The organism is Nostoc sp. CALU 546 (assembly GCF_048836525.1).
Window position 1 is genome coordinate 38,886 of sequence record NZ_JAWJTF010000050.1, and the last position, 25,663, is coordinate 64,548.

A 25,663-nucleotide genomic window follows, 5' to 3' on the forward strand; every position below is an offset into this window, starting at 1 on the left:
GACAATAGGAAAGAAGGCTTCTTAGTTGTACTGAGTTTTTTCAGAAATCAAATATGAGTCCTATATAGTTCTAATTAGATAGATATCTAATTAGAAGTTAATTGCTCAAGTCTACTGAAGTAGACTAAAAATTTTCGCGCTCTTTAGTCCTCTTCAGAGGACTTTAGCTATGAGACAGGGATTTACAATCCCTGGCTATTTTGCAAAATCACCTATCGAATCGGGATTGTAATTACAAACTCTGCACCCTGTCCCGGTAATGAAATGCACTGTAACGAGCCGCCATGTTTTTCAGTAATAATTTGGTAGCTAATAGATAATCCCATACCAGTACCTTTACCAACTGGTTTTGTAGTGAAAAAAGGGTCAAATAGATGTGATTGGATTGCTTCTGGAATCCCTGTGCCATTATCAGCAATCTGAATAACGACATTTTCATTCACCTGCGCTGAAGAAATACGAATTATTGGTTCTGGACAAAGCCCATTTTGAAAAGCCTCTTCTAAAGCATCAATAGCATTTGCCAAAATATTCATAAATACTTGATTTAATTGTCCTGCAAAGCACTGAATTTTAGGGATTTCAGCGTACTCTTTAATCACTGTGATTTGAGGGCGATGACTTTGGGATTTGATCCGGTGTTGTAAAATTAATAGAGTACTGTCAATCCCTTCATGGATATCAGCAGTTTTAAACTCGGCTTCATCCAAACGAGAAAATATTCGTAAACTGAGGACAATTTCCCGGATGCGACTGGCTCCAATCTTCATGGAAGTCAACATTTTAGGCAAATCTTCTGTTAAATATTCAATATCAGCTTCTTCTTTAGCTTTTTGAATTTCTGTTTCTGGGTAGGGATAATGTTTTTGATAAAGTTGAAGTAACCACAATAACTGTTGTGTGTAATCATCGGTATGCTTAAGATTACCGTAGATAAAATTAACTGGATTGTTGATTTCATGAGCAATGCCAGCAACCAACTGTCCCAAAGAAGACATTTTTTCATTCTGGATTAATTGAGACTGAGTATGCCTGAGTTCTTGTAAAGTATCCTTGAGAGCAATATTTTTTTGTCGTAGTGCTTGGGTTCGTTCTTCTATTTTTTCTTCTAGTGTTTGGCTGTAAAACTCTAATTTTTGTTTCGCCTCATATTGTTCTACTAATAGTCGCTTTACTTGTTGAATTAACTGGTTAAAAGCAATAGCTAAGATTCCCACCTCGTCTTGAGTCGTTACAGGAGCTTGCAGATCAAAATTAGATTCTTGGGTGACTCGTTGTGCTACTTGTGTAACAGCTTGCAGATGGCGAGTAATAGTCTGTGCAATTAAAAACCCAATAACTGCCACAATACTGCTTCCTGACAAAAACAACAATCCTAAATGCGTCCATAACTTCCATTGAGCAACTTCTAGAAGCGAGGTAGGATACAATACTGTGGTTGTTAAAGATTGACTTACTCCTCTAAATATGATGCTTTTAGCTAAATAGTTTTTGTGATCAATAGTGATTTGTCTAGGAGGTAAATTAGGATGAGGAAATTCCCAAGTTCCATCTTTGGCTATCAACAAGGTTGTTGCAACTACACGATTTTGTCTGTGGACAATCAGTTGTTTTGAGGAACCCTCAGCAATTTTTTGTATTAGGGTATCGTCTACTAAGTTACCAATGATGATTCCTCCCAAAAGTCCTGCTGATGATTTGATTCCATTTGTTACCACTTCGAGAACTTGTTGCTTGCTTTCTACATTTACCAAATCGACTAAATGCGCTCCTCTACTGGCAGTGCTGGTAACTACTTCGTCTAAGAGATTGGCTTGACTTAAGGAATTATTTCGTAAATCTACGAGGACATTACCCTGAGTATCAATTACCTTAATCCAATCCAATTTCAATATAGATTTGAGTGGTAGCAATACTTGCAAAAGCAAACTTTGATCTCGCTGTTCCACAGCCTGATTTAGCATATCTCGATTAGCAATAAGTTCGATTTGAGTTTCTAGGGTTTGCTGTTCATACTGAAAATCCTGATAAACTCGTTCAGCAAAACTTTCTATTTCTTGGTGAAAATTCTGCTGTAAACTATCGGTAAACCAATTTCCTAGCACTACTAAGCCCAGCATAAATACGCTCAGGCAAACTGCAAGCATCGGTAGAACAATTTTTTGGCTGAGTTTCAGCCCCCTGAAAAATCTCTGCATGGCACATTCAACAATAATTACTAATTCGTAATTCGTAATGGTCTGCGCCCCGCTGCGCTAACGTAATTCGTAATTACGAATTACGAATTACGAATTGTTCATTTATTTAGCCGGAACAAAGCCATTATTTTGTAGTACTTTTTCACCTTCTTTGCTCAATATAAAATCAATAAAACCCTGAGTAGGTGCGGAAGGTACTTTGTCATAGAGGATACCTATATGACGCACCATTTGATATTTACCATTGGCGAAGTTTTGCGATTTGGGAGCAACACCATTGAGACTGAGATGATTGACAGGTGATTTATTGATGAGAGAATAAGCCAAAGAAAAGGCGCCGATAGAATTAGGAGTACTTTGTAAGGTTTCGATTAATTCTCCCTCTTTGTTCAAAATCACGGCTTTAGTTGTGGTTTTCTCTGTTCCCAAATAATATTTCCGCAATAATTTTTTCGCTGATTCGTCTTCAGGTCTATCCAATACTACAATATTTGCGTCAGCACCGCCTAACTCTCGCCAATTTGTGATTTCACCTTTGTAAATTGCTTTTAATTGCTTGGTTGAGAGGTTATTAACACCTTTAACACTATTATTAGTGGCAACAAGTAACAAATCTTGTGCAATTTCACGATATTGAATTTTTCCGTTATCTTCTTCTGGTTTGAGTTTGTGACTGCTACCAGCGATATCAATAATATCGTTTTTTAAGGCTGCGATCGTACCTTCGGATTGACTATTGGAGATAAACTCAATTTTGACAGTTTTGTTTTGAGATTGATAAGCTTGCGCTAAAAGTTTTAAAACTGTGATTGTTGAACTAGAACCACCAATTTTGATAATTTTTTGTGATTGAGAATCAGCTTGGTTAGTAACTTGATTAGAAGTTGTTAAATCAGTCGGTTTGACTGAGTTACAACCGCACATACCAAAGAAGATAATGCTGATGATCGTTGACTGAACAATCTTTTTCATAAGTGAGTCTTTAAGTATCTAAAACACTATATATAGTGCAAGCTTTCATAACTTAATATTCCCAGATTTTTATAAAATGTAACGGTAAAATTAAATCCTTCATGATAAGCAAGAAAAAGATCCCCGACTTCTTTAAGAAGTCGGGAATATGTGGCTTTAATTTGAAAATATATTTTTAGCTCACAAATTATTTTCCCAAATCAGCTTCACTAAATTTGTGTTTCTTCCTCGGTAAAGATAGGAGGCCACAATTCAGTAACGGGCAATTCCCAACCGGGAAAAAGTTCTGGTATAGTTAAAATCTCGCCATTTTCTAAAACTGTCGGTTCGCCTGTAGAGCGATAAATTGTAACTGTCTCTTCATCAGGGTCAATCAGAATACCGACGATCGCTCCTAATTCTATAAATTTCAGAATTTTGGCTGCTATAAGTTTAATTTTATCGCTCTGAGATTTAATTTCTACCACCAAGTCAGGGACAAGTTCTCCAAAGTAACGAGGACTTTGGAGAAGTCGGGAAGCTCGAACAAAGGAAACATCGGGTGCTTTGAGGTTTGTATCTGGCATGATGAAACCGCCAGCAGAATCAAATACTCTTCCCCAGCGACGAGGATTTATCCAAGCAAAGAGAAAGGCGATGAGACGACTACTGATTTCGCTGGATAAAATATCTGACGGGCCTATGACTGAAATTTTCCCATTTTCGAGTTCCAGCTGGTAATCTAAACCTGCTTCGGTAAAAGCGGTTTGAACTTGCTCTAAATCTTTGATTGTCATCATTGACATAAAAAACTTTTTCTACTGAGATATACAACTTGATTTTAACAAAAGCCAAATTTCCGAAAAAATTAATCAATCAGATGACAGCAAAACAATATCACCTTCTTTAGCAGCATTCTGAAAAAATTCTACCAATTGTGGATATAGCTCAAACAACGGTTCTATCTCTTCTTCATCCCATCCTCCAGGGCTAGGATTTGGGTATATTTCTGCTGCATTAAACACGCTAGAATTAAATCGACTCTTCAATTCTTCAACAGAAATTTGACTTAAGGCATCTGCAACATCTCGAACCTCTTCAAGTGTGAGATACCGTACAAATCCGTAAGTCGCTTCAAACTGCGTCGGCGTACCTCCCATGACTACATTAGAAAGAGGTGGCAATGTTTGGGTATCACCTTCCAAACTTGACTCTCCAGTGAGAAGAAAATGTAGTGCGTGCCAATCTTCAAGCCTGAAGTAATGTTCATTGCGTCGCCGATCTTGTAGTTTGGCAATCATTACCTGTGGATTACTAAAATCAAAAACTAAATTATCTAAATCAAGCTTAAAGAAAGATGCTGCCGCTTCAGGAGCATTCTGAATTTCTGCAAATTTTTGTGGTGTAATGCGTTTATAGCTAGCTGTAATACCCATAATATTTACTCTAATCTAAGCACTATTAATAGTGTTAAATTTGACTTTGAACAAGTAACAGTATTCATGTACTTTTATTTGTCCAAAGTCCGATCGCTAAATACATTGCATAAACAGAAAGTCAATCACACTCTATTTTCCCAAATAAGCTTCTAGAACTTTGGGATTACTCTGAATCTCTGCTGGTGTCCCATCAGCTAAATTCTGTCCTTCGGCAAGTACCCAAACGCGATCGCACAAGGACATAACAACATCCATATTGTGTTCGATAATCAAAAAGGTCATCCCATCTTGGCGGTTCCAAGTGATAATGCGATCGCAAATATCATCAATCAGTTTCGGATTCACGCCAGCAGCCGGTTCATCCAACAAAATTAACTTGGGATTAGTCATCAGCGCCCGTCCCATTTCCAGCAGCTTACGTTGTCCACCAGACAAGCAACCAGCGTAATCGTGTGCTTTTTTTGCCAAGCCCACTGATTCTAATAAAAACATTGCCCGTTCTTGCAGTTGCTTTTCTTCCTTAGCAACAATGTGCGGTTGCAATTGTACTTGCCAAAAATTTTCACCAGTTTGTTTTTGCGCCGCCAGCAGCATATTTTCTAACACCGACAACCGCGAGAGAGTGCGTGCAACCTGAAAAGTACGGATTACTCCCTGCTGGGCGATTTGGTATGGTTGCAAGTTTTGAATCGGTTCACCATCAAAAATTACTCGTCCCTTATCTGGGCGAATGAAGTTTGAGAGTAAGTTAAACAAAGTGGTTTTACCAGCACCATTGGGGCCAATCAAGCCCGTAATACTGCCTTTAGCAACTTCGATTCTTGCCTCATTAACTGCTTTGACACCACCAAAGCTTTTAGAAAGTCCAGTGGCTACCAAAAGGGGAAGTGGCGATGACTGGTTATTTACCAAGGGTAAGTTCCTCCTTTTTCCCTAAGATACCTTGAGGACGCCAAATCATCAGTACCATCAAAATTAGTCCGATTACCATGATCCGAAATGCGCCCAAACGTGCTTCATCAAGGGTAACGATTCTGGGTAAGACTTCCCGCGTCAGCGCATCGTAAGCAAAGAAAATTACCGCCCCTAAGATTGTGCCAACGTTATTGCCAGAACCGCCTAAAATCACCATGATCCAAGTGTCAAAGGTGATCTGTGGTTGAAAATTATCAGGGTAAATGGCGGACAGTTGCCAAGCAAAGAAAGCACCAGCGATACCTGCGATCGCACCCCCTAACATTAATGATTGTAATTTATACCAAAAGACATTTTTTCCCAGTGCTTTGGGAATTTCTTCATCTTCACGGATAGCTTTGAGAATTCTACCCCAAGGCGATCGCACCAAAATTTCTAAGCGCCAGTATACAAATGCTAAAACCAACAGCAACACCAGCATTAAACCCGCTTTTGGGTTGTAATTATACAGTCCGATTACCCCAGAAACATAAATCGCTGCTGCCAAAGCTGCTAACACAATTCCCACAACCAAGCGGGATATAAATTCTTGTTTACTAGTTGTCCTTTTGCCTAAATCAGTAGTCCGAGATATTTGAGTAATACGAATCCATCGCCATAACGAAAAAAAAGTTACAGCAGCTAGCAGCGTTAACAACCCAATCATCACGAATCTTACAAACAAACTCGGCTCTGTAGATAAGGGTATGGGATAACTTTGCACACCAAACGCCCCAGAAATCCAGGTGTCACCCACAGGTAATTCCTGGTTATTTACTACTAAACGAATTAATTCGCCTGTACCAATGGTGACAATTCCTAGATAATCTTCCCGTAAGCGGAGAGTTGCAAAACCAATTATCAAACCCAACAAGGCGGCGACAATTGCCCCAGCCAGTGCCGATATTAGTAGGGGTACGCCCTTTAAGCTTAATAATACCGTTGTATATGCTCCCAGGGTCATGAAAGCAATATGACCAAAGTTAATTAACCCCGTAAAGCCCCACTGTAAATTGAGTCCCAGACCGAATAGAGCAAAAAGTGCTGTAGAAATTGCTAAGAAAATGAGATAGTCAACCATATTGAAGGAATGGGGAATGGGGAATGGGGAAGGGGGAATGGGGAATGGGGAATGGGGAATGGGGAATGGGGAATGGGGAATGGTTATTTTCGCTTGTCCCCCTACTCCCTACTCCCCACTCCCTACTCCCTACTCCCCACTCCCACTCACTAAGCGAATAAATTTTAGCGTAGCTTGAGCGTAGCTAATTTTGTGGGAATACTATTTATTGTTGGTGTTTGCTGGTAGGGAATAGTTGACGTATGAATTTGCTGCGACTGAGAATGCATCACTTAATCGAGCAGTTAGCCGATGACGATTTGCAAGACATTTGGGATGTTCTCGAAGCTTTACATTGTGACTTTTATATGCTTAAAGCGATACAACAAGTTAAGCGATCGCAGCAACCGTGGGATATCTTAACCCATGAAGAAGCAGTAAGACTGTTGATGTTTTTCTGATTCAGCAGCACTCTTTTGGTGTCCCTCAAGTTTTGGTTAAGGTAACGCCTAGTGAGTCTGGAAATGCGCTATGCAAGGTCTTTTTTACTAGACCTGAAAAATTTAGAACCTGCCGCCTACGAGCGGGTACATGATTTTGTGTTTATTGAGTTAGCCCAAAAGTGGCAACTGACTGATTTAAAAGAACTGCGACAGCTTGATGGTGAAGGCATTTTTCACCGCTTCACCCTAGACAATTACCTGATTGGTATAGAAATTAGGGGTGAAATTGTGAAATTTCTGCGTGTCATCCCTATGCCAGATGTTTAAAGTGAAGAGTCAAGCGAACACTTAAAACTGTAAACTGTATAAGGCTAGGCAGGGATCGCTATAACCTTACATTAAACTGGTTTTTGAGAAAACACTTTATTTGAGATTTCCCTATGGATGCTAGGGCACTTTGGCAACGATACCAAAACTGGTTATATTTCCACGAGGGATTGGGACTGTACTTAGACATCAGTCGAATGCGGTTTGATGATGCCTTTGTGGATTCGTTGCGGCCGAAGTTTGACAAGGCGTTTGCGGATATGGCTCAACTGGAGAAGGGTGCGATCGCAAATCCCGATGAGAACCGCATGGTTGGACATTACTGGCTGCGAAATCCTGATTTAGCGCCAGCTCCAGAACTTACACAAGAAATAGTCCAAACCCTAGAACTAATCGAAGCCTTTGCGGAAAAAGTCCAAACAGGTGCTATTCATCCTCCCAGAGCAAGCCGCTTCACGGATATTATCTCCATTGGCATTGGTGGTTCCGCCCTCGGCCCCCAATTTGTCGCGGAAGCTCTCGCTCCTGATTTCCCGCCCCTGAAACTTCACTTTATCGATAACAACGATCCAGCAGGTATCGATCGCGTTATCAATCATCTGCGAAATACCCTCGCCAGCACTTTGGTATTGGTGATCTCCAAATCTGGGGGAACACCGGAACCTCGCAACGGCATGATTGAAGTTAAAAAAGCTTATGCCGGACACAATTTGGATTTTGCTCAATATGCGGTAGCAATTACCAGCGTTGATAGCAACCTCGATAAATTGGCTAAAGACGAAGGCTGGCTGGCCAGATTTCCCATGTATGACTGGGTAGGAGGACGCACCTCAGAAATGTCTGCTGTGGGGCTAGTACCAGCCGCATTGCAAGGGATTGATGTTCGCGCCATGCTAGATGGTGCAAAAGAAATGGATGACGCTACCCGCGTCCCAGATGTGAAAAATAACCCAGCAGCCTTGCTTGCTTTGTCTTGGTACTTTGCAGGTAACGGAAAGGGCGAAAAAGATATGGTTGTCCTACCTTACAAGGACAGCTTATTTTTATTCAGTCGCTATTTGCAACAGCTAGTGATGGAATCCTTGGGCAAGGAAAAAGACTTAGACGGCAAAGTTGTCCATCAAGGCATCGCCGTTTATGGCAATAAAGGCTCAACAGATCAACACGCTTACGTTCAGCAGTTGCGTGAGGGTGTAGCGAATTTCTTTGCTACCTTCATCGAAGTGTTGGAAGATCGTCAGGGCCCATCCACTGAAATAGATCCGGGAGTTACATCAGGCGATTATCTTTCCGGTTTTCTCCAAGGAACCCGACAAGCGCTTTATGAAAATCACCGCGATTCCATTACAGTCACCATTCCCCAAGTTAACCCCCGAACTGTAGGGGCATTAATTGCTTTGTATGAACGCGCTGTTGGTTTATACGCTAGCTTAGTTAATGTCAACGCTTACCATCAGCCAGGGGTAGAAGCTGGCAAAAAAGCAGCCGCTTCCATTCTCGATTTGCAAACACGAGTGGTAGCAGTCCTACAAAAAGAAAAAAATCCCATTTCTCTTGAGGAACTTGCCGAAAAAGCCGGCGCATCAGAGCAAGTTGAGGAAATTTACAAAATTTTGCGTCATATCCATGCCAATCAGCGAGGTGTGGTTTTGCAAGGTGATCTTCAGAAACCTGGCACTTTAACCGTTTCTGCTAGCTGATAGCTCTAGTCTAAATATCACATTTTGTCCATAATTGTTGTATCAGCAACAATTTTTTATTGTGAAGCATCCTAGATAGAAGTTTTCTCTTCCGTCTAGGATGCTTCACTGTATAATTCGTAGTTCGTAATTCGTAATTCGTAATTAATACCAATTCAATTAATGATTGCAACACATCCTTGGGTAAAGACGCGATGAATCGCGTCTCTACAAATGGCCTATTTGTCGCATTATTTTTTCAAATTTGTATAAGTTTTATAGCTGAATACAGTTCAGATAAGACTAAAACACTTGTAGAGACGGCGATTTATCGCGTCTCGAAACCCACGATTTTGCACTATTAGCCCTTAACTGAACCGTATTGTTTTATAGCGGGAATTGAGACGCAGCCACGCCTAGAGGCTTAGACCACCGACTTCTTAAAAAGTCGAGGATCTTTTTATTCCTGACTCCTGAATTCTGAATTCTGCTGTAATTACATTAGCGACTGTGCGTACCATAAATTACGAATTACTACTTACTAAGATGCGTTGATTAAAATAGCTCTTGGGTAAGAAACAGCGATCGAGTAAAAAAGGATTGTTGGTATCTCCAGATAATAAATTATCTGGTTTCTCTCGATGACAAAATGGTGGCACAATTCCCCAGTATTCTGCCAGCCAAATCCAGTATCCGATTTCAATTCTGCCGTAGCTTGATACTGTGAGAATCTCTCCAACGCTGTTGTTAATAGATACTAATTCTGAAGATGATTTGATTTCAATTAACAACCAAGCTAACTCTTCCACAGAAAAGTAATAGCCATTTTCAGCAGCGATGTTAACGAACTGCTGCGGATCTTTCGCTATGAGCAATTCTTCTTTGAGAGATGGCGTTTTTTGTGCAAAATCAAAAAGATCCCAAATCTGTCTTCTCGTAACTAGAAACCAAGCAAGTTCTTCTGCTGTCAAATTGTAACCATTTTCTGTTGCTAACTTGAGAAACGGCTCAATACTATCGGTTTCTGCTAGTTGACTTTTTAATTGGAAAGTTTGCTCTACTAACGACAAAAAATCAATAATCTTTTGCCATGTAGCTTTGTCAAAAGTTTTGTTAACTTTTATTTTTTCTTTCCAATAAATGTATTTATCTTCTTTAAGAAAGAAATTCCAAATTTGATAATACATGGGTCATTTAACCTAAGTTTTGAACTTGGTACAGGTTGGTTATTAATGAACACCAGTGTAGTAAGTATAATGTGTTTCTTCGACAGTACAAAAACTACTAGCTTATGTAAATGAAGTTACACAGTGGCTAAGTATGAATTTTCTGTAAAGTTTATCACTATAAATAAAATATACTGAGGGAAATAGTGATACCTGCGGTGGGTTGTGCGATCGCTCGTTATTGCTTCCCATAAAATAAAGTTAAGGCCGCATCAATAAGTAGGATTAATACTATGACTGAATCAACTGCAAAACAACCTGCACGTCGGGGTAGAATTTTTCCAGAACGGACTTTATCACCAGAAGAACTTGCTAAACGGAAAGCTGAAGATGAAGTATTTTATCGGCGTTGTCGGGTAATCTTTGAGCGTGTGCGTCCAGATTTGATTCAGGAACACTATGGCTGGTATATTGCAGTAGAGCCAGATAGTGGTGATTACTTAATTGATGTGGATAAAATGCAAGCTCATAAAAAATCCCTTGAAAAATACTCAAATAGTAGACATTGTGTATTCTGTTTAAATGAAACAGGCACAACTGGCACAATATGATTCAAGGGGACTTTGGAGATAATGGGCAACTATTTTTTGAAATTGAGTTAATTACATCTGATGGATTAGATTTGCCTGTAGATGCTATGTTGGATACTGGTTTTACAGGCTTTATTGCTATTAACAAACAAGATTTAGAGGGTCTAGACTGGTTTTATATCGGTGAGGAATCTCTACGAACTGCTAAAGGAGAATCAAGATTTGATATTTATCTAGGCAAGGTGATATTAAACGAACAAGAGTATGAAATTAATGTTTATGTGGGCAATGAAATTACGGAAGTATTGTTAGGTTCAGAGTGGCTAAAAATTCTGCCGTTGGTAGTAAATTATCAGGCTGGTATATTAACTTTAGGATAACTGCGATCGCTCTTAAAATTAACTTACTTTAATTTTTGTTATAACAAGGTTAAAGCTCTCAACAAACTGAAGATATAAATTATGAATATCCAAATTAAACCTGAACTGGAGCAAATTATCCAAGCCCAAATTGCTACAGGTAGATACTCAAATCCTGAAGAAGTTATTAGTAAAGCGTTGAAGTTGCTATTAGAGTGGGAAAAAGGTTATCAGCAGTGGGTTCAAGAAACACGGGAAAAAGTTGATGTTGCTATTGATCAGCTGGATAGAGGGGAAGGTATTGATGGGGAAGTTGTAGTTGAACAATTGCGAGATAAATTGCGTAAGGCGAGAGAATTATAAGGATGACGCAACATATTATCTCTCCAGAAGCTAGTCAAGATTTATCAACAATTATTGATTATTTTGTCAGAATGAATATTGATGCTGGGGAGCATTTTATTGAAAAGTTTGATAAAAAGTGTAAATATTTAGCTAATTTCCCTAATATGGGACGCAGCTACGGAAATATTAAACCTGATTTACGTGGTGTTCCTTTGGATCATTACATTATTCTTTATCGAGTTATAAATACTGGAATTGAAATTGTCCGTGTAGTTAATGGTTATCAAAATTTGGAATCTTTATTTGCAGAATCAGATGAGTAAGTTGGTGTTTGAGTTTGCTTCCAATTATCTTTTAGCAGCTAATAAGTAAATCGCGGAGAAAGTAAAAGCGATCGCTATTCCAATCACTGCCTCTTATTCGTCCTAAATAGCCTGTTAAGGGTGAAGAAAGTTCTATCAGAATTTCGTGCATTTCTGCTGTTTTTATTGGCTGTGGCGGATGTGAGCCAAAATACGCACCATGTAAAGCTTCAACACCAGCAGATTCTATACCTGAGTTTTCTAAGTAGTTTTTTACAAGCTGAACAATGTGCGATCGCAACCTTATAGATTGTTCAACTTGATCGATATAATTATTAATTTTATCTTCAGCTAAACCAAAAGGAGCTTGTTGTAAACACTCTTTTAATTCTAACAAATTGATAGAATTTTTGTAGTGTGCTTGCAGTTCAACTAGTTTTTGTAGAGTTTCTGGGCTAATAACATTCATTTGATTTTCGGTAGCTGTTCTTGATGCGAAAAAATTTAGTTCTCCGGCGGCTACAATTAATTTAATAGAAGTGTCATACTGAAATTTACCAAGATGGTTCATACCTATTTTTAATAACTGTGCAGGTGTACCATCAGTAACTTTTTCAGTTTTAGTTGCTTTGCACTCTCCTACTATTGGATAAGGTTGTTCAGTGTAAAAATCCATCCCTCCTGCGCCACCCGTTGCATCTGGATTCAAACCTGAACCTGTAAAGCCTAATTTTAGTAATCCTCTACGAACTAATTTTTCAAATGTATGTCCGTCACTAGAGTTTCCAACTTTAGCAATTTTCTGAATCCAAGATAAGTCTAAATCTAATGGATTTGTTGGTTTATCACTACTCCAACCCAAAAATGCTTTGATGTCGTCGTCTAATTGTTTCGCTGCTGGTTGGCTAATGGTTAGGGATGCGATCGCACTCTGCAATTCTTCCAATTCAGGATGCAGCGGGGGTTCTAGCTTTTCTAATTGGCGTTTGCGTTGGGTGAAGGTGCGATCGTTAATTACTGGGTTTGCTTCAGAAACCGTTAGAGAATTAGGTAAACTGATAAATTTTCCTAGCTTTTCCTGAATGTTGGGATTTACTGATATTTCTTGTAACTGAGGTAAATGATAGACACGCAAGTAAGCTAGGAAAAGATACTGTTGTTTTTGTAATATCTCCTTTAATACTTTTGGTGTCCATATTGTTAATTTAGACAAAATCTCTAATGGCTTAGTCTCATCTAAAATTTGGCAAAGTTCACATTTAGCCCAAGCTTTAATTGAAACTGAAGAGTCAGCAGGATAAAGTGCAAATCTCTGCCCAGGACGAATAAACATTTTCGGTAAAGCTGCAATTGTTCGCCCCTGTATTAAGGCTTCAATATCAGGGGCGGATAGACATAGCGCTGTTGGAATTGAAAACTGCTGATTCATTTATAATTAGCTATGGATTTAGTTCGATGTAATCGGCAGTAGCAACGCTTTGAGGAATACTAATAGGTAATCCATCATCAGTTAAATTAGTAGGTTCTTGTCCAGAAGGATCGCTAAGTATTTCTCGAATCAAAGGATTGTTGATTGCTAGTTGCTTCTGCTCAATAAAATCAAATACCTCTTCTTCTGTAAGTTCGTAACTATCTTTGTTATACCAAACAAAATAGATAGCTAATAGAGGTTTAATATCTTGGCTTTGCAAGCTTACCCACTCTCCACCCTTTTCTTTCAACAGTATTCTTAAACGTTCTCTAGCTAATCCCGCACCTGAATTAATCTTTTTTGAACGAACCAAACAACCGCGAGTTAGATCAAACCTTCTGTAGTCAATTAATCGATTCAATGCTGCACCAATAAACTTGCCGTCTTGCTGAACTACAGTTACTCCAATTCTCACTTTTCTATTTTTGTCAACAATTCTGAAATCTATATAGCCATCATCTGCTGCACTAGCTTTTATTTCTTCAATGTCTTCAATTGTTACTCCCTCTACAGTTTCACCAATTAAACTATTGAAAGCCAGCCAAAGAGCATTAGCAATTGTTGCTTCTTCTTCTATTAATGAATCAATAGAAGCTTCAACATTTGCTAGTTCACTATTGAAATACGGTTTAACTGGATGTAGTGGTTGTGGAGGCGGTATTACAGGTGGTGGTAGAGGAGACAATATTTTGCCATCTGGAGGTAAAAGAGGTACAAAATTCTCTGCACACCATTTCAAAACTGACCTAACTGTAGGTCTACTCTTACCAAGTTCTCTAAGTTTAGTTTCATCAAATGGGTAAAGAGGATGAGGCGGGGTTTGTTGATGTTCCTCATAAAAATCTTGTAACCATTGACTAACGAGAGCAACGATATCATCAGAATTGAGAAAGCTTAATTTTATAGGCTGTCTGTCAGATTGATCACTGACTAATCTATCTATAACTGCTTCAGCTTCCGGTAAAGCCTTGATTTGGTCTTCCCAGGTACGAGGATACATTGCTAACAGTAAAACACCTTGTTTAAGACTGTTATATAAATCCTTAACTAAGCTTGCAATAACTTGTGCTGCTAAAAATCCATTATCAGCAGCATCTACAATATCTAATTCGTCAAAACAAATCACTGGAACTCGATAATGACTTGTAATATCTAGAATTTGACGAACAGTGCTTAATGCTTGAGCTTCTTTATCCTCACTTTTAGGATTTGGTAGTCCCATCTCTTCAGCTTGTGTTTGTGTTAATTCCAAACCAGATAACCAGTAGGTTGCAAAATTAGCGTGGACTGTAGAGAGTGTCCATAAAATTGCTTTCACTATGTAAGGGTTGGTTATTTCAGGCTTGACTTGCAAAACCATTTCTGTTAAATGGTCTATCGCCTTAGTTGAGTGTTTACTTAACCAACTTGGATACATACTAATATACTGTTGTGGCGTATAGTTCCATTGCTTTGCTTCATTAATTAAAGCTGCTGCGATCTCTTGCCATTGCATTAACTTTTGACTACCAAATGCTCTAAGGCTAGAGGCAACTGTTTGGAGAAATTGATACTTAATTTGATTCAGATTATCATACTTGCTCATATAGATAAACAAGCTACCATCTTCTGTCTGTAAACGATGTCGAATCCTACTAATAATATGGCTTTTGCCTAATCCTTTTTCTGCTGTAATTGTGATACCTACAGTTTCACGTTTTCCTTTACGGACTTTATCAACGGCATCAAAAACTGCATTGGATGCATGAGCATTAATTGAGGGAACATCAGGAAAACTTTTACCCCATATTTGTTGTGGTCTGACCACAATATGTCCTGCAAAAGGGTTTTGATTTCTAATCAGATCATCAATGGTAGATGTGGTAACAGTCATAGTGTTGTGAAGTTAATGTGTGAAGAAGTCAAATAAGGTTTAAGGTTTCAGGCGTGTGGCGTAGCAACGTAATCCATCTAATTCTGTAGCTACCGAATCTTCAATTTTGTCGGGTGCGCTGTCTTCTACACTCCCGCCTTGCAGTTGCAAAATGTCGTCGGCTTGGGTTTCTAGCAGCCAATCATTAAACTCTGTACGACTCACGCGATCGCCAATTCCTCTTCTAATGCGATAAATTGGCACTAGATTATTAAAGTTGTACTCATAGTTCAACTTGTCGTAGACTTCCAACGCCACAGATTTAAATTCGTCGTAAGATGCGATCGCACCTTTAACCCCATTAACTGATACATCTGCACTAGTTACCGCAACATCAATCTGACTAATCCACCGCAACAACGCATTCGCCGCCCAAGTACCGACAATCGTCCCTTCAAACTTAAACTCGCCACTCCTCAAACCCTCACCCAATACCTCTAAACCCTTGGGAGATGTCAGAGAATATCCCTTTTTGGAGATTGCGATCGCACCCTGATTCTGCAATTCCTCAAATAAAGCCTGATAATCTGCGACCTTCTGACTTTTAGATACAATTCGCTTAGTGAGTTGACCCTTCTTAACTTCTTGCTGCGTTCCTCCCAAATCCCACAGAGCCAAAAGGAGACGAGTTCTAGTTTTGGCTGTATTTTTTGATGTCATATTGAGTGTATTTTTTGACAAAGATGATCATAGTAGCTGTATCTTTGTAAATTATTTATTCAGAAAAAATAACCGAGAAATTGCTGAAGATTTCAGCGTTTCAGCCAAATAGATTCAGAAAAAATCAATAAGATATTTCCTTGGGATGAATGCTGTTTCTCTCAAAGGCAGGATGGAATACTTGAGAAAATCGATCATCATTACAAATGAAACGCTTTAGCTGTGCAGTTGTAAATTGAGTGGTATATGTTTTTTCAACTCGAGGCGAAATAACAGGAATTCCAACTTTGTTTTTGCAACAGCAAAGCTTTTAGAAAATACAGGTGATGACAAAATCCGATGAACACAATATTTAAAGAACGTAAAATAGTTTCGCGTCTATTTGCAGTGCTGCTTTCGGCATTACTAATGGTACCCTTGCTGAGTAGCTGCGGAGGCGGTTCGCAAAAGGCTTCAGTTCCACCACCTGTTGATGACACCATTGGTAGAACAGTGAGCAATCGCACCACAAACCAACCCGAAGTTAAGAAGGGAATGGGTACAGGACAAAAAGTGGCAATATTGGCTGGAGCAGCCGCACTTTACTACATGTACAACCAACATAAAAATGCTCCCCAAGAAGGAGCAGAGGGTAAGTACTATCTTTCCAAGAACGGGCGTGTATACTACCGCGATGCTGAACATCGCGCTCACTGGGTAACTCCACCAGCAGAAGGAATTCGAGTACCCGAATCTGAGGCACAAAAGTATCAGCAATTCCAAGGCTATAACCGGAGTTCTACAGGTCGTGATCTCACTGGCATAACTGCATCCGCAGCACCAGCACTCTAGATAGCGAAGCGTGTGTAAATCTAAAGCGGGTTTCCCGGAGGATAACGCCGATCGCGCACGTGGGAGACACGAAACTAAATCAGGAGAAGGATTATGGTAAATTACTTTTTGCGAAAGGCGAAAGATTTCCTCTTGGGATCGAACAGCGATCAAGCTGAAAATACAGAATTCCGCGATCGCAATGTTCGTCCAGCCAGCGAAGACCCTTATGGTGATCCCGCAGATCCGGCATCTTACGGCAAAGTTCGCCCAGCCAGTGAAGACCCTTATGGCGACCCCGCAGATCCAGCATCTTACGGCAAAGTTCGCCCAGCTAGTGAAGACCCTTACGGCGATCCCGCAGACAAAGGCGAGTTTGGTGACGTTCGTCCAGCCAGCGAAGACCCCTATGGCGACCCCGCAGATCAGGATTCCCGCCGTTAACTTAACGCCAAACCTAACCCCCTAAACCCTTCCCTACTAGGAAATGGGGAAAATTCCAAGCCTCTCACCTAGAAAAAGAGAGGTTTTCCCAATTTGATTTGTAATACCAATTTGAAAAAAGAATGTGACAAATAGACCATTTGTAGAGACGCGATTCATCGCGTCTTTACCCAAAGATGTGTTGCAATAATTAATTGAATTGGCATAAGGCAGCAGGATGTTAACCTACTGCCTTTTGTTTGTGCAGTTATTTCGACAAATTACGAATTACGAATTATTTATTTCCTGCGATCGCTGAATATTTTGACGCACAGATTCAGCCGAAGTATACAAAGCCTCTCTTTCTTCATCACTGAGTGTCAATTCCAAAATACTCTCAATCCCACCGCATCCCAACCGACAGGGAACACCAATCACAACATCTTCTAAACCGTATTCACCTTGCAGATATGTTGCCACAGGTAACAACCGCGACTGATTTAGCAAAATCGATTCTACCATCACACTAGTAGCTGATGCCGGAGCAAAAAAAGCGCCTCCCGTCTGCATCAATTCCACAATTTCTGCGCCACCGTTGCGAGTTCTTTCTACCAAGCGTTCAATTGTGGCTGCATCCAGCAATTCAGTGATGGGAATGCCATTAACGGTAGCGTAACGAGACAAGGGAACCATTAAATCGCCGTGGCTACCCAATACCATCGCTTTGACATCGGCGGGTAAAACGCCCAATTCTAGGGCAATGAAAGTTTCAAAACGGGCGGAATCTAATACACCAGCCATACCCATAATGCGATCGCGTGGTAAACCTGTTGCTTGCCAAGCTAAATAAGTCATCAGATCCAACGGATTGGTGACGACAATAAAAATAGCATTGGGAGAATGAGCGATCGCATTTTTTGCCGCTTCCACCACAATCTTGGCATTGGTTTTCAGCAAATCATCCCGACTCATCCCCGGTTTGCGGGGAAGTCCAGCGGTAATTACCACAATTTGAGAACCAGCTGTATCAGCATAATTATTTGTGCCGATAATCTGGCGATTATGTATTTCAATTCCCCTGGCTTCCATCAAATCCAGCGCCAAACCTTGGGGCATTCCCGCAATAATATCTAGTAAAACTACATCTGCCAGGTTTTTCTCTGCAACCCGTTGGGCTAAAGTACTGCCAACCCTACCCGCACCCACGATGGTGACACGGGGTAAATTACAGACAATTGGGGAGTTAGGAGAAGAAGACATAAATTTTAAAATGCGATTTTTTGAAGAAGAATTCAGAAGTCAGAATTCAGGAGTCAGAATAAATGCTGAATTCTGAATTCTGATTCCTGAATTCTTTTTTATTATTTAAACTCTTCCAGTTGATCCACACGTAACCAAACGTTTGGTGTTGGCACTTTCCCGAACTTAATCAGGGCGTAATCACCTTTGACATCTACAATTTCGCCCTTGGTTTCAAACAAATAAGAAGGAAAGCGACTATCACTGGCTTTTGCTTCCAGACTGTTTTCCAGTTTTTCGCGGATAGCGCGAACCATATCTCCCTTTTTGACAGCCATAAGTTCCTCTCTCAAATTTGTAACTAGTTTTCTCTATCTGCATTTTAAGAGAGTTCCAAGTTAGAAGTAAAAACTCCTAACTTACGTCTAATGCACTATTTTAAGCTTGCCTCTTGTGGGATGGGCGTCTCGCCATTGGTGTCAACTTAACGCAAAAACTATGTCCCGCAAGGAACTGAAGTTCCAAGAATCATAGCGAAAGTTATCTGAAGATGACTAGATATCCCCAAAAATATTCAGTCTACTTCAGTAGACTTTAGCTATGAGCCAGAGAATTCATTCTCTGGCGGGTTATGAAGCCCGCAGCGAAGCTATTTCTAGCTTAAGTTGACACCAATGGCGTCTCGCCCGTCCGTGCGGGCAAGATGCCCACACTACAAGAAGAAAAATCTATTGCAACATTTTAGTCTTGACACGCTACTACACTAACTCCTAACTCCCCGTAGCGTTTGACACTGGGGGCAAAAATGACTAGATCGCCCAGCTAACCTAATTCGTTGAATTGCTGTACCACAAACTCGACATGGTTCTCCAGCGCGGTTATAAACCCAGGCAACACCACCATAGTTGCCATTAGTACCTTTAACGCTTAAAAAATTACTAAAAGTTGTACCACCAGCCTCAATGCTGGTTTCCAACACTTGAATGATAGCTGTTCGCAAAGGCTCAATTTGCTTTAGCTGCAAATCCATACACAAAGTTTCAGGTAAAATTCCACTTTTAAACAATGCTTCATCAGCATAAATATTACCTAATCCCGCCACCACAGATTGATCCAGGAGCGCAGTTTTAATTGGACGGCGACGGTTTTGGAGTTTGAGAGCTAAATATTCGACAGTAAATTCGGGTGAAAATGGGTCTGCTGCCAGTTTTGCCAAACCAGTCATAATACTTTCTACAGCGACACCAGGCGGAACCCACCACATTTTCCCGAAGGTACGCTGATCAACAAAGCGCAATTCCTGCTGATCCCCAAAGAATAATCTAACCCGCGTGTGCTTATGTAATGGTTCATCTCGATGCAGCCATAGGAGTTGACCGGTCATTCGCAGATGAACCCCTAGCCAGCCGATTGATGAAGGGGAAGATGAGGAGAGTTCGGCGAGGAGATACTTGCCGCGACGATGCCAAGTAGCGATGGCATTCTTTTTAATTCCATGAACAAACTCACCAACAGAAAACGGGTAGGCGATGGTGCGATCGAGCAACACATCTCCACCCGTGATTTCTTGATTGAGGGTCAATTGATTTAGACCCCTTCGGACTGTTTCAACTTCAGGCAGTTCAGGCATTCAAGCTGATTAAGCAGGCAATTTTGATGTATTTGAGGGATTAAGGAAAAAGAGATGGGGTAGTAACTTACATAGCCGTAGATGGCTCGTATTACTACCCAACAGAAACCGTAAATACCCGCAGGGCGGCTCTCATAGATTAGGGTAGGCTAGGATGAAGAATGAATGAACTGAAAGTTTCAGATTTCATACTTCAGACTTAAGACTACCCTTCATCATCGCATCAAACAAGCCCCTTGTAGCTTTGCTGCTATTTTTTCGGTGCTTTAGCCTTTGGTGCTTCAACCTCGACTAATTCATCCTGAGCAAAGTTGTTGGTATTGATACCAGAGTAATTGACCTTTTCAAAGCGGACAATTACAGGGTATTTGATGCCGCTTTGGTCAATGGAAGCCACAGTTCCAAGATCCTGAAACCAGTAGGATTCAGGGCGGAGAATACGTACTTTAGAACCACGTTGAACCATGATTATTTTCCCTTTTAGTTATCAATCGCCAATCTAGAGGGCTAATTGATTTCACTCTACAACCTGAAGGTCGTTGCTAGAGTCTTTGTTAAGTTATTTGTCTGAATTGGGGATTGGGAATTGGGCATAGGGCATGGGGCATGGGGCATTGGGCATTGAATATTAGTTATTCTTTCTCCCTCATCCTCCTCATCCCCCTCATCTCCCACTCCCCCCACAATTAAGAATGGTATCAGAACCTACTTGACAAGGTACACGTTATAGCTTACCTTCATTCGCAAATAGTATTTTGGTACATACTTATGTTTTACTCAATATGAATACACTACCCTCGTTACCTCTGCCGATCCGCAGATCGTTATCTATATAAGTGATATCTAACCAGCCTTGCTGTTTATCACTCTTGATTACAAAATCAATTCCGGGAAATTTTCTACCTTCTTCAATTTGTTGGATAAAAGTTACCGGAGAATTGTATTCTATTAAACGTTGTAAGCCGATAATAGACCGCTCGAATTTCACTTGGACACGCCGATCTGAAACTGGCTCAAATTTAGCAGCAACGCTGACTAATCCTTCCAAATAAGGTAAGCCATAAATCTCAGCAATGTTGTAAACACTGGTAGTCTCTACCCGGATACACTGATAGATTTGACCTAGTTTGCACAAAGGTAGACGATCTAAGTTTAAAAGAGCCTTGCTAGTGGTGTATAGTAATCGCCAATTGCCATCTAGCAAATTACTAGCTTCCACCGGACGGGGTGTAGGATTAAAGTCTTCTAAGTTAGCGATCGCAGCTAAGATAGCCTGTTTCTGTGTTTGGGTCGCTAGTAGACCGCGATTTGTACCAGCGATCGCATCCATAAGAGCCGCTTTTCCCATCATCGCCTGTCACCTCTAAAATCACTCACTTTCCATCAGCATAAACAAGATATTAAGGACATATATGTAGAGCCATAAAAATTACTAAGAACCGCTTGACTAAGCCTTATGCTTATTAAATAAAAAAATTTCTATCTGAGTGCGGATTTATCAACTAAAGGGTTGAAAAGATAACTAAATTAATCCGTGTCAAGTGATAGACTCTAAATGTCAACTTACGTAAACCTTTTCTTGTCCTCACTCGATATGTTGAACTCTCCATTACGTGAAGTAGCCCGTAACCAACGAGCCGATGTCATCCCCCTAAAGCCAGAGTCCTCTTTGTTGGACTGGTTGAAAACCAACGGCCGGATTATCGCGCGTGACGTTCACGAACCGGATTTTCGAGATAACGAAGAAGGAATAGATTCTTTAATGGGTGTAGATGATGGAATTGGCTACGACCTCGATGATGATGATGATGATATAGGAATCGCTGAGGATTAGCCTTTTCAGGTTAGGGACTTGGTAGTATCTCTAGTTCCTGGTATTCAATTTTATTAAGTGTGGAGTGAAGGGAAACTTCTGTGGACGCTAAATTATCTCCTGAGCAAGGATTAAACATTTCTGGAATCGCTCTAGCCTCTTTATTAGCTGTAGGGCTAGGTACAACAGCATTTTTCTTGGATTCGATGGCCAATCGGCTACCGTGGCAAAGTATGTCACTAACTCTGCCACTACTTTTGTGTGCTATGGGTTCAGGTTTAGTGGGCTATTGGGTAATACCCCTACTTCAAGCACTCAAAACTGGACAAATAATCCGCGAAGATGGGCCCCAAGCTCATCTCAAAAAGGCAGGAACTCCTACAATGGGCGGTATATTTTTTATACCTGTGTCTGTACTGCTTGCCTGTATATTGTCTAATTTTTCTAAAGAGGTGCTTGCAGTTTCGGCTTTGACAATCAGCTACGGATTGATTGGCTGGCTTGACGATTGGCAAATTCTGCGCCGTAAATCAAATAAAGGTATATCTCCCCGGACAAAACTAGCTTTGCAGGTGAGTTTTGCAGCAGTCTTTTGTCTATGGCTGATGTTTAATCAACCTTCTAATATTACAAATATTGCTTTGCCTTGGGTGAGCTTCACACTACCTTTAGGATTCCTATTTTGGCCAATAGCCGGTTTTGTACTAGTTGCAGAAAGTAATGCGACTAATTTAACAGATGGTATTGATGGCTTGGCAGCAGGAACAGTTGCGATCGCACTTTTGGCATTAGGTGCTTTAGTCGCACCAACAGCACCAGGATTGATGGTTTTCTGTGCTGCTTTAAGTGGTGGGTGCTTAGGTTTCTTAGCCCATAATCGGAACCCAGCCCGCGTTTTCATGGGAGATACTGGTTCCCTGGCACTGGGAGGAGCTTTAGCTGCTGTAGCATTATTGACAAATACCTTAGTAGCTCTGTTCATTCTCAGTGGTATCTTCTTTGTAGAAACCCTTTCGGTGATGGCACAGGTAAGTTATTACAAAGCCACGAAAGGCCCCGATGGCAAAGGTAAACGCCTCTTCAAGATGGCGCCTTTACACCATCATTTAGAACTTACAGGCTGGTCAGAATTGCAAGTGGTTGGGGTATTTTATATAATCGCTGCTATTTTAGCTAGTATCTGTTTAGCGTAGGCGCAGCCCAACCTAGGCATAGCTCCATTCTGAATGTTTTAAAAACTACTTGAATATAAAAAAACAACTCCTACATCTTCAGGGAGTTGTTTTTTTATACGGGAAATTTATAAGTTTCTGATTTTTATGCTGTACTGACACTTAATGCAGACTGAAGAGTTGCTTATTTCACCGCTTGCGGTATTATAAATTCTGAATTCTGAATTCTGAATTCTGAATTCTTCTTCAATTAAAGGTATTTACATACTCCCTAACCCGATTCTTTCCTGTTCGCTTTGCCTCAAGCATCGCTTGATTTGCCCGATTCAACAAATCCTTAACTGTAATTCCTGGTTCTGATACAGCTATTCCAAAAGAAGCAGTGATGCTTTCGAGGATCTGATCACCATCCTTCAATTGCATTTGTTCAATATCTAGCCTTAATTGTTCTACTCGCTTTCTGAGCGTTTCCAGTGTCATATTAGGCATGACAATCACAAATTCTTCACCACCCCATCTGCAAGGAATATCAAAAGAGCGAATAGATTTTAACAGCAGTTTTGCTAATCCCTGGAGAACGATGTTGGCAGTTACGTGCCCATAGCGAGAGTTGTAAGATTTGAAGTTATCAATATCAAGGAAAATAATACTAAGAGGTTGTCCCGACCGTTCAGCTTCCGCTAGCCTTTGTTCTGTTATGCTTTGCATATAGCTTTGATTGAATAATTGGGTCATTCCATCCCGCAAGCTATCATGGGTTAGACGTTGTTTTATCGATAAATTATTGAGTGCAATGCCTAATGTTCTAGCAATAATCTCAGTAATTTGTTGATCTTCTGGACTAATTTCTTCAAGTGCATCAATGTGTAAGATCCCAACTACTTCGCCTTGTGCAAACAATGGAACACATAAATGTGTGCCGCTAACTGGCCGTATTAAATGACTGCACATTAGTCCTGAATTACGAGGCGAGAAAAGGTTAAATTTTCCTCTCCGCAATGCCCAACAATCAGATAGTGAAAATATTTCTTTACTACTTCTTTTAGCTCCCCAAAAACTATTCATCTGAACATAATTCTTGGAATTAGCAATTCTATAGATAGAACCACTCATATTAGGAAATAGCTTAGAACAGGTTAAAGCGACCACTTGATACACCTCATCTTCAGACTCGCAGGAATAAAGCATATCTGCCATATCTGAAAGAGATATAAGTTCTCGTTTTTTTGCCTCTAATTCCAGTGTTTTTTCTTCTAGCTGCTGATTTAGGTCAGTGAGCGATCGCTGTGCTTCTATGGATTCTGTAATATCTATACTGATCCCACCGATGCGGTAAGCGCCCGTTGCGTAATCATTAAACGGAAATTTAAACGATAGCCAGTAGCACGGCTGATCGTTATCAGATATCTTTACCTCTTCAATCAGCTTCAAGGGACGTAGAGTTTTCAAAACGACTCGATCGTTTTCCATTACCCGCCGTCCCTCTTCTGGATCTGGCAAGAATTCACTATCCCTTTTCCCCAACCATTCTTGTGGATCTACCGAAAATTTAGACTGTAGCTCCTGGTTGTAGTAAAGCAGTCTAGATTGCTCGTCTTTGATATAGGCTGCAAAGGGGCCATGATCTAAAAACAGCTGTTGCATCTGCTGGCTGCGTTGAAGTTCGCGGGTATCTTCTTGAGATTTGGCGATCGCCTTTACAACTTGATAAGCGGTTGGCGTTAGGTAGAGTAAGGCAGACAAGGAAATAAACGCCATTACATCAAGTACGCCTAAGTGCAACAGCGATACTGCCGAATGTGGCTCAAAGATTGCCAAAAAATGATGAAATCCGCAAAATAGCACGAATCCACCTGATAAGAAAAAGGCTAGCCAAAATTTAGAAGGAATAGTTGCCTTTGTTTTAGCAAAGAAGACCCCTATTACTATGGGGATACCAAAGTATGAAAATGCAGTGATGCCGTGAGCAATTATGGAATTCCAGTAAATAGGCTCCATTACTGACCTGATATTAACATTTCATCCGTTTCACTATAATTCTGGGTAGTCTCAAGATGTAAGTGTAGAAAGGATGATTTCAGTATGTTTGTGGCTGAGTTTTATGGTGGCCCTCTGAAAGGCTGCTCATTTCACCCCCTTACAAACCTGACTTACCAAGTGAGTGATTTCGGGTAAGATGAGTTTTTCCATCGCCAGTCGCACAGCGTTGCTGGAACCAGGAAGCGAGAAAATTAATTTATCTTGATAAACACCAGCGACAGCGCGAGAAGCGATCGCCCGCGAACCAATTTCTTGATAACTTAAAAAACGAAATAACTCACCAAATCCCGGCAAAGTTTTCTCCAGTAACTTCTCAATGGCATCGTAGGTAGTATCTCTTGGTGCAATACCTGTACCACCATTGAAAATTACAGCATCCAAATTTGTGCTTTTACCCAGATTTTCTATCTGCTCTTGAATTTGTGTTGGTTCATCTTTGATAATCGTGTAAGCTCCTACAGCATGGTTAGCACCAAGAAGTAACTGCTGAATTAGCTGACCACTTTTATCTGTTTCAGAAGTGCGTGTATCGCTGACAGTAACTACAGCACAAGTTACGAAAACTCCAGACTCGTCTGGGTGGGGTTGTGGCATTATATGTCACTCATAAATTTTCACCAATGGATAATTGGGAATGGTAAATGGCGCATTCATTGAGCATGACACGTAACGATGCCCCA

The 25,663-nt window shown here is 40.5% G+C and carries 28 protein-coding genes; 11 read left to right on the forward strand and 17 right to left on the reverse strand.

The window, feature by feature from the left end:
* Positions 1–212: 212 nt before the first annotated feature.
* The 6 genes from RRG12_RS22815 to RRG12_RS22840 form a co-directional block, all read right to left on the reverse strand.
* Positions 213–2,198 carry an ATP-binding protein gene (locus RRG12_RS22815; protein ID WP_420758718.1) on the reverse strand — a complete coding sequence of 662 codons (1,986 nt, stop codon included), beginning with the start codon at positions 2,196–2,198 and terminating at the stop codon, positions 213–215.
* A gap of 102 nt (positions 2,199–2,300) precedes the next feature.
* Complete coding sequence (locus RRG12_RS22820) at positions 2,301–3,170, reverse strand: substrate-binding domain-containing protein (RefSeq protein WP_420758719.1); 870 nt, start codon at positions 3,168–3,170, stop codon at positions 2,301–2,303.
* Between the two features lie 209 nt (positions 3,171–3,379).
* A complete protein-coding gene (locus tag RRG12_RS22825) occupies positions 3,380–3,955 on the reverse strand; it encodes a Uma2 family endonuclease (RefSeq protein ID WP_420758720.1) in 576 nt (191 codons plus the stop codon).
* 66 nt (positions 3,956–4,021) lie between these two features.
* Positions 4,022–4,585, reverse strand: coding sequence for a YfbM family protein (locus tag RRG12_RS22830; protein ID WP_420758721.1), 564 nt, complete (start codon positions 4,583–4,585; stop codon positions 4,022–4,024).
* Positions 4,586–4,717: 132 nt separating this feature from the next.
* Positions 4,718–5,500 (reverse strand): ABC transporter ATP-binding protein, encoded by a 783-nt coding sequence (locus tag RRG12_RS22835; protein WP_069073151.1) that lies wholly within the window; start codon positions 5,498–5,500, stop codon positions 4,718–4,720.
* Positions 5,490–6,623 (reverse strand): branched-chain amino acid ABC transporter permease, encoded by a 1,134-nt coding sequence (locus tag RRG12_RS22840; protein WP_069073152.1) that lies wholly within the window; start codon positions 6,621–6,623, stop codon positions 5,490–5,492. Before RRG12_RS22840 ends, RRG12_RS22835 begins: the two co-directional genes overlap by 11 nt.
* A gap of 242 nt (positions 6,624–6,865) precedes the next feature.
* Between RRG12_RS22840 and RRG12_RS22845 the strand changes: the two genes are divergently transcribed.
* The 3 genes from RRG12_RS22845 to RRG12_RS22855 all read left to right on the forward strand — a co-directional run bounded on the left by RRG12_RS22845 (position 6,866) and on the right by RRG12_RS22855 (position 9,072).
* The gene (locus tag RRG12_RS22845; protein WP_069073153.1) at positions 6,866–7,063 is read left to right on the forward strand and encodes a hypothetical protein; all 198 of its coding nucleotides are present in this window, start codon (positions 6,866–6,868) and stop codon (positions 7,061–7,063) included.
* A 51-nt stretch (positions 7,064–7,114) separates the two neighbouring features.
* Entirely contained in the window at positions 7,115–7,372 is a 258-nt protein-coding gene (locus tag RRG12_RS22850; protein WP_069073154.1) for a cytotoxic translational repressor of toxin-antitoxin stability system, read from the forward strand.
* Between the two features lie 113 nt (positions 7,373–7,485).
* Positions 7,486–9,072, forward strand: a complete 1,587-nt coding sequence (locus RRG12_RS22855; protein WP_069073155.1) for a glucose-6-phosphate isomerase — start codon at positions 7,486–7,488, stop codon at positions 9,070–9,072.
* Between the two features lie 503 nt (positions 9,073–9,575).
* On the opposite strand, the gene RRG12_RS22860 is transcribed toward RRG12_RS22855, so the two are convergent.
* The gene (locus RRG12_RS22860) at positions 9,576–10,238 is read right to left on the reverse strand and encodes a Nif11-like leader peptide family natural product precursor (RefSeq protein ID WP_420758722.1); all 663 of its coding nucleotides are present in this window, start codon (positions 10,236–10,238) and stop codon (positions 9,576–9,578) included.
* A 272-nt stretch (positions 10,239–10,510) separates the two neighbouring features.
* On the opposite strand from RRG12_RS22860, the gene RRG12_RS22865 reads away from it, so the two are divergent.
* From RRG12_RS22865 to RRG12_RS22880, 4 genes are all read left to right on the forward strand, one after another.
* Entirely contained in the window at positions 10,511–10,828 is a 318-nt protein-coding gene (locus RRG12_RS22865) for a hypothetical protein (protein WP_420758723.1), read from the forward strand.
* Positions 10,825–11,187, forward strand: coding sequence for an aspartyl protease (locus RRG12_RS22870; protein ID WP_420758724.1), 363 nt, complete (start codon positions 10,825–10,827; stop codon positions 11,185–11,187). The genes RRG12_RS22865 and RRG12_RS22870 overlap by 4 nt, the downstream gene beginning before the upstream one ends.
* 81 nt (positions 11,188–11,268) lie before the next feature.
* On the forward strand, positions 11,269–11,529 hold the full coding sequence (locus RRG12_RS22875; protein ID WP_069073159.1) for a ribbon-helix-helix domain-containing protein: 261 nt from the start codon (positions 11,269–11,271) through the stop codon (positions 11,527–11,529).
* Between the two features lie 2 nt (positions 11,530–11,531).
* Positions 11,532–11,834 carry a type II toxin-antitoxin system RelE/ParE family toxin gene (locus RRG12_RS22880; RefSeq protein WP_069073160.1) on the forward strand — a complete coding sequence of 101 codons (303 nt, stop codon included), beginning with the start codon at positions 11,532–11,534 and terminating at the stop codon, positions 11,832–11,834.
* A 31-nt stretch (positions 11,835–11,865) separates the two neighbouring features.
* On the opposite strand, the gene RRG12_RS22885 is transcribed toward RRG12_RS22880, so the two are convergent.
* From RRG12_RS22885 to RRG12_RS22895, 3 genes are read right to left on the reverse strand one after another with little or no spacing between them, the layout of a single operon-like run.
* Entirely contained in the window at positions 11,866–13,242 is a 1,377-nt protein-coding gene (locus tag RRG12_RS22885; protein ID WP_420758725.1) for a DUF1802 family protein, read from the reverse strand.
* 10 nt (positions 13,243–13,252) lie between these two features.
* Positions 13,253–15,157, reverse strand: coding sequence for a hypothetical protein (locus tag RRG12_RS22890; protein WP_420758726.1), 1,905 nt, complete (start codon positions 15,155–15,157; stop codon positions 13,253–13,255).
* 39 nt (positions 15,158–15,196) lie between these two features.
* Positions 15,197–15,856, reverse strand: coding sequence for a hypothetical protein (locus RRG12_RS22895; RefSeq protein ID WP_420758727.1), 660 nt, complete (start codon positions 15,854–15,856; stop codon positions 15,197–15,199).
* A gap of 339 nt (positions 15,857–16,195) precedes the next feature.
* Between RRG12_RS22895 and RRG12_RS22900 the strand changes: the two genes are divergently transcribed.
* Together RRG12_RS22900 and RRG12_RS22905 are read left to right on the forward strand one after the other, a co-directional pair.
* Entirely contained in the window at positions 16,196–16,687 is a 492-nt protein-coding gene (locus RRG12_RS22900; RefSeq protein ID WP_420758728.1) for a hypothetical protein, read from the forward strand.
* Between the two features lie 93 nt (positions 16,688–16,780).
* Positions 16,781–17,110, forward strand: a complete 330-nt coding sequence (locus RRG12_RS22905; protein ID WP_420760797.1) for a translation initiation factor — start codon at positions 16,781–16,783, stop codon at positions 17,108–17,110.
* 267 nt (positions 17,111–17,377) lie between these two features.
* Here RRG12_RS22905 and mdh read toward each other — a convergent pair whose 3' ends face one another.
* The 5 genes from mdh to RRG12_RS22930 form a co-directional block, all read right to left on the reverse strand.
* On the reverse strand, positions 17,378–18,349 hold the full coding sequence (gene mdh, locus RRG12_RS22910) for a malate dehydrogenase (protein WP_420758730.1): 972 nt from the start codon (positions 18,347–18,349) through the stop codon (positions 17,378–17,380).
* A gap of 101 nt (positions 18,350–18,450) precedes the next feature.
* A complete protein-coding gene (locus tag RRG12_RS22915) occupies positions 18,451–18,666 on the reverse strand; it encodes an NAD(P)H-quinone oxidoreductase subunit O (protein WP_069073167.1) in 216 nt (71 codons plus the stop codon).
* Positions 18,667–19,091: 425 nt separating this feature from the next.
* The gene (locus tag RRG12_RS22920; protein ID WP_420758731.1) at positions 19,092–19,958 is read right to left on the reverse strand and encodes a DNA-formamidopyrimidine glycosylase; all 867 of its coding nucleotides are present in this window, start codon (positions 19,956–19,958) and stop codon (positions 19,092–19,094) included.
* A gap of 250 nt (positions 19,959–20,208) precedes the next feature.
* Complete coding sequence (locus tag RRG12_RS22925) at positions 20,209–20,424, reverse strand: photosystem I reaction center subunit IV (RefSeq protein WP_094349537.1); 216 nt, start codon at positions 20,422–20,424, stop codon at positions 20,209–20,211.
* 300 nt (positions 20,425–20,724) lie between these two features.
* Positions 20,725–21,309, reverse strand: a complete 585-nt coding sequence (locus RRG12_RS22930; RefSeq protein WP_069073933.1) for a PAP/fibrillin family protein — start codon at positions 21,307–21,309, stop codon at positions 20,725–20,727.
* Between the two features lie 243 nt (positions 21,310–21,552).
* Between RRG12_RS22930 and RRG12_RS22935 the strand changes: the two genes are divergently transcribed.
* Positions 21,553–21,792, forward strand: coding sequence for a DUF3134 domain-containing protein (locus tag RRG12_RS22935; RefSeq protein WP_069073934.1), 240 nt, complete (start codon positions 21,553–21,555; stop codon positions 21,790–21,792).
* A gap of 80 nt (positions 21,793–21,872) precedes the next feature.
* On the forward strand, positions 21,873–22,964 hold the full coding sequence (mraY, locus tag RRG12_RS22940; RefSeq protein WP_420758732.1) for a phospho-N-acetylmuramoyl-pentapeptide-transferase: 1,092 nt from the start codon (positions 21,873–21,875) through the stop codon (positions 22,962–22,964).
* A gap of 225 nt (positions 22,965–23,189) precedes the next feature.
* Here mraY and RRG12_RS22945 read toward each other — a convergent pair whose 3' ends face one another.
* Both RRG12_RS22945 and RRG12_RS22950 read right to left on the reverse strand, forming a co-directional pair.
* Positions 23,190–24,941, reverse strand: coding sequence for a diguanylate cyclase (locus RRG12_RS22945; protein WP_420758733.1), 1,752 nt, complete (start codon positions 24,939–24,941; stop codon positions 23,190–23,192).
* 126 nt (positions 24,942–25,067) lie between these two features.
* Positions 25,068–25,577 carry a MogA/MoaB family molybdenum cofactor biosynthesis protein gene (locus RRG12_RS22950; RefSeq protein ID WP_069073937.1) on the reverse strand — a complete coding sequence of 170 codons (510 nt, stop codon included), beginning with the start codon at positions 25,575–25,577 and terminating at the stop codon, positions 25,068–25,070.
* Between the last annotated feature and the right edge of the window lie 86 nt (positions 25,578–25,663).

Excerpts from the sequence above, each read along its gene's own strand:
- RRG12_RS22815 (WP_420758718.1), bottom strand. The coding sequence starts at position 2,198 with ATGCAGAGATTTTTCAGGGGGCTGAAACTCAGCCAAAAAATTGTTCTA.
- RRG12_RS22820 (WP_420758719.1), bottom strand. The coding sequence starts at position 3,170 with ATGAAAAAGATTGTTCAGTCAACGATCATCAGCATTATCTTCTTTGGT.
- RRG12_RS22825 (WP_420758720.1), bottom strand. The coding sequence starts at position 3,955 with ATGTCAATGATGACAATCAAAGATTTAGAGCAAGTTCAAACCGCTTTT.
- RRG12_RS22830 (WP_420758721.1), bottom strand. The coding sequence starts at position 4,585 with ATGGGTATTACAGCTAGCTATAAACGCATTACACCACAAAAATTTGCA.
- RRG12_RS22840 (WP_069073152.1), bottom strand. The coding sequence starts at position 6,623 with ATGGTTGACTATCTCATTTTCTTAGCAATTTCTACAGCACTTTTTGCT.
- RRG12_RS22845 (WP_069073153.1), top strand. The coding sequence starts at position 6,866 with ATGAATTTGCTGCGACTGAGAATGCATCACTTAATCGAGCAGTTAGCC.
- RRG12_RS22855 (WP_069073155.1), top strand. The coding sequence starts at position 7,486 with ATGGATGCTAGGGCACTTTGGCAACGATACCAAAACTGGTTATATTTC.
- RRG12_RS22860 (WP_420758722.1), bottom strand. The coding sequence starts at position 10,238 with ATGTATTATCAAATTTGGAATTTCTTTCTTAAAGAAGATAAATACATT.
- RRG12_RS22865 (WP_420758723.1), top strand. The coding sequence starts at position 10,511 with ATGACTGAATCAACTGCAAAACAACCTGCACGTCGGGGTAGAATTTTT.
- RRG12_RS22870 (WP_420758724.1), top strand. The coding sequence starts at position 10,825 with ATGATTCAAGGGGACTTTGGAGATAATGGGCAACTATTTTTTGAAATT.
- RRG12_RS22875 (WP_069073159.1), top strand. The coding sequence starts at position 11,269 with ATGAATATCCAAATTAAACCTGAACTGGAGCAAATTATCCAAGCCCAA.
- RRG12_RS22880 (WP_069073160.1), top strand. The coding sequence starts at position 11,532 with ATGACGCAACATATTATCTCTCCAGAAGCTAGTCAAGATTTATCAACA.
- RRG12_RS22885 (WP_420758725.1), bottom strand. The coding sequence starts at position 13,242 with ATGAATCAGCAGTTTTCAATTCCAACAGCGCTATGTCTATCCGCCCCT.
- RRG12_RS22890 (WP_420758726.1), bottom strand. The coding sequence starts at position 15,157 with ATGACTGTTACCACATCTACCATTGATGATCTGATTAGAAATCAAAAC.
- RRG12_RS22895 (WP_420758727.1), bottom strand. The coding sequence starts at position 15,856 with ATGACATCAAAAAATACAGCCAAAACTAGAACTCGTCTCCTTTTGGCT.
- RRG12_RS22900 (WP_420758728.1), top strand. The coding sequence starts at position 16,196 with ATGAACACAATATTTAAAGAACGTAAAATAGTTTCGCGTCTATTTGCA.
- RRG12_RS22905 (WP_420760797.1), top strand. The coding sequence starts at position 16,781 with ATGGTAAATTACTTTTTGCGAAAGGCGAAAGATTTCCTCTTGGGATCG.
- mdh (WP_420758730.1), bottom strand. The coding sequence starts at position 18,349 with ATGTCTTCTTCTCCTAACTCCCCAATTGTCTGTAATTTACCCCGTGTC.
- RRG12_RS22915 (WP_069073167.1), bottom strand. The coding sequence starts at position 18,666 with ATGGCTGTCAAAAAGGGAGATATGGTTCGCGCTATCCGCGAAAAACTG.
- RRG12_RS22920 (WP_420758731.1), bottom strand. The coding sequence starts at position 19,958 with ATGCCTGAACTGCCTGAAGTTGAAACAGTCCGAAGGGGTCTAAATCAA.
- RRG12_RS22925 (WP_094349537.1), bottom strand. The coding sequence starts at position 20,424 with ATGGTTCAACGTGGTTCTAAAGTACGTATTCTCCGCCCTGAATCCTAC.
- RRG12_RS22930 (WP_069073933.1), bottom strand. The coding sequence starts at position 21,309 with ATGATGGGAAAAGCGGCTCTTATGGATGCGATCGCTGGTACAAATCGC.
- RRG12_RS22935 (WP_069073934.1), top strand. The coding sequence starts at position 21,553 with ATGTTGAACTCTCCATTACGTGAAGTAGCCCGTAACCAACGAGCCGAT.
- RRG12_RS22945 (WP_420758733.1), bottom strand. The coding sequence starts at position 24,941 with ATGGAGCCTATTTACTGGAATTCCATAATTGCTCACGGCATCACTGCA.
- RRG12_RS22950 (WP_069073937.1), bottom strand. The coding sequence starts at position 25,577 with ATGCCACAACCCCACCCAGACGAGTCTGGAGTTTTCGTAACTTGTGCT.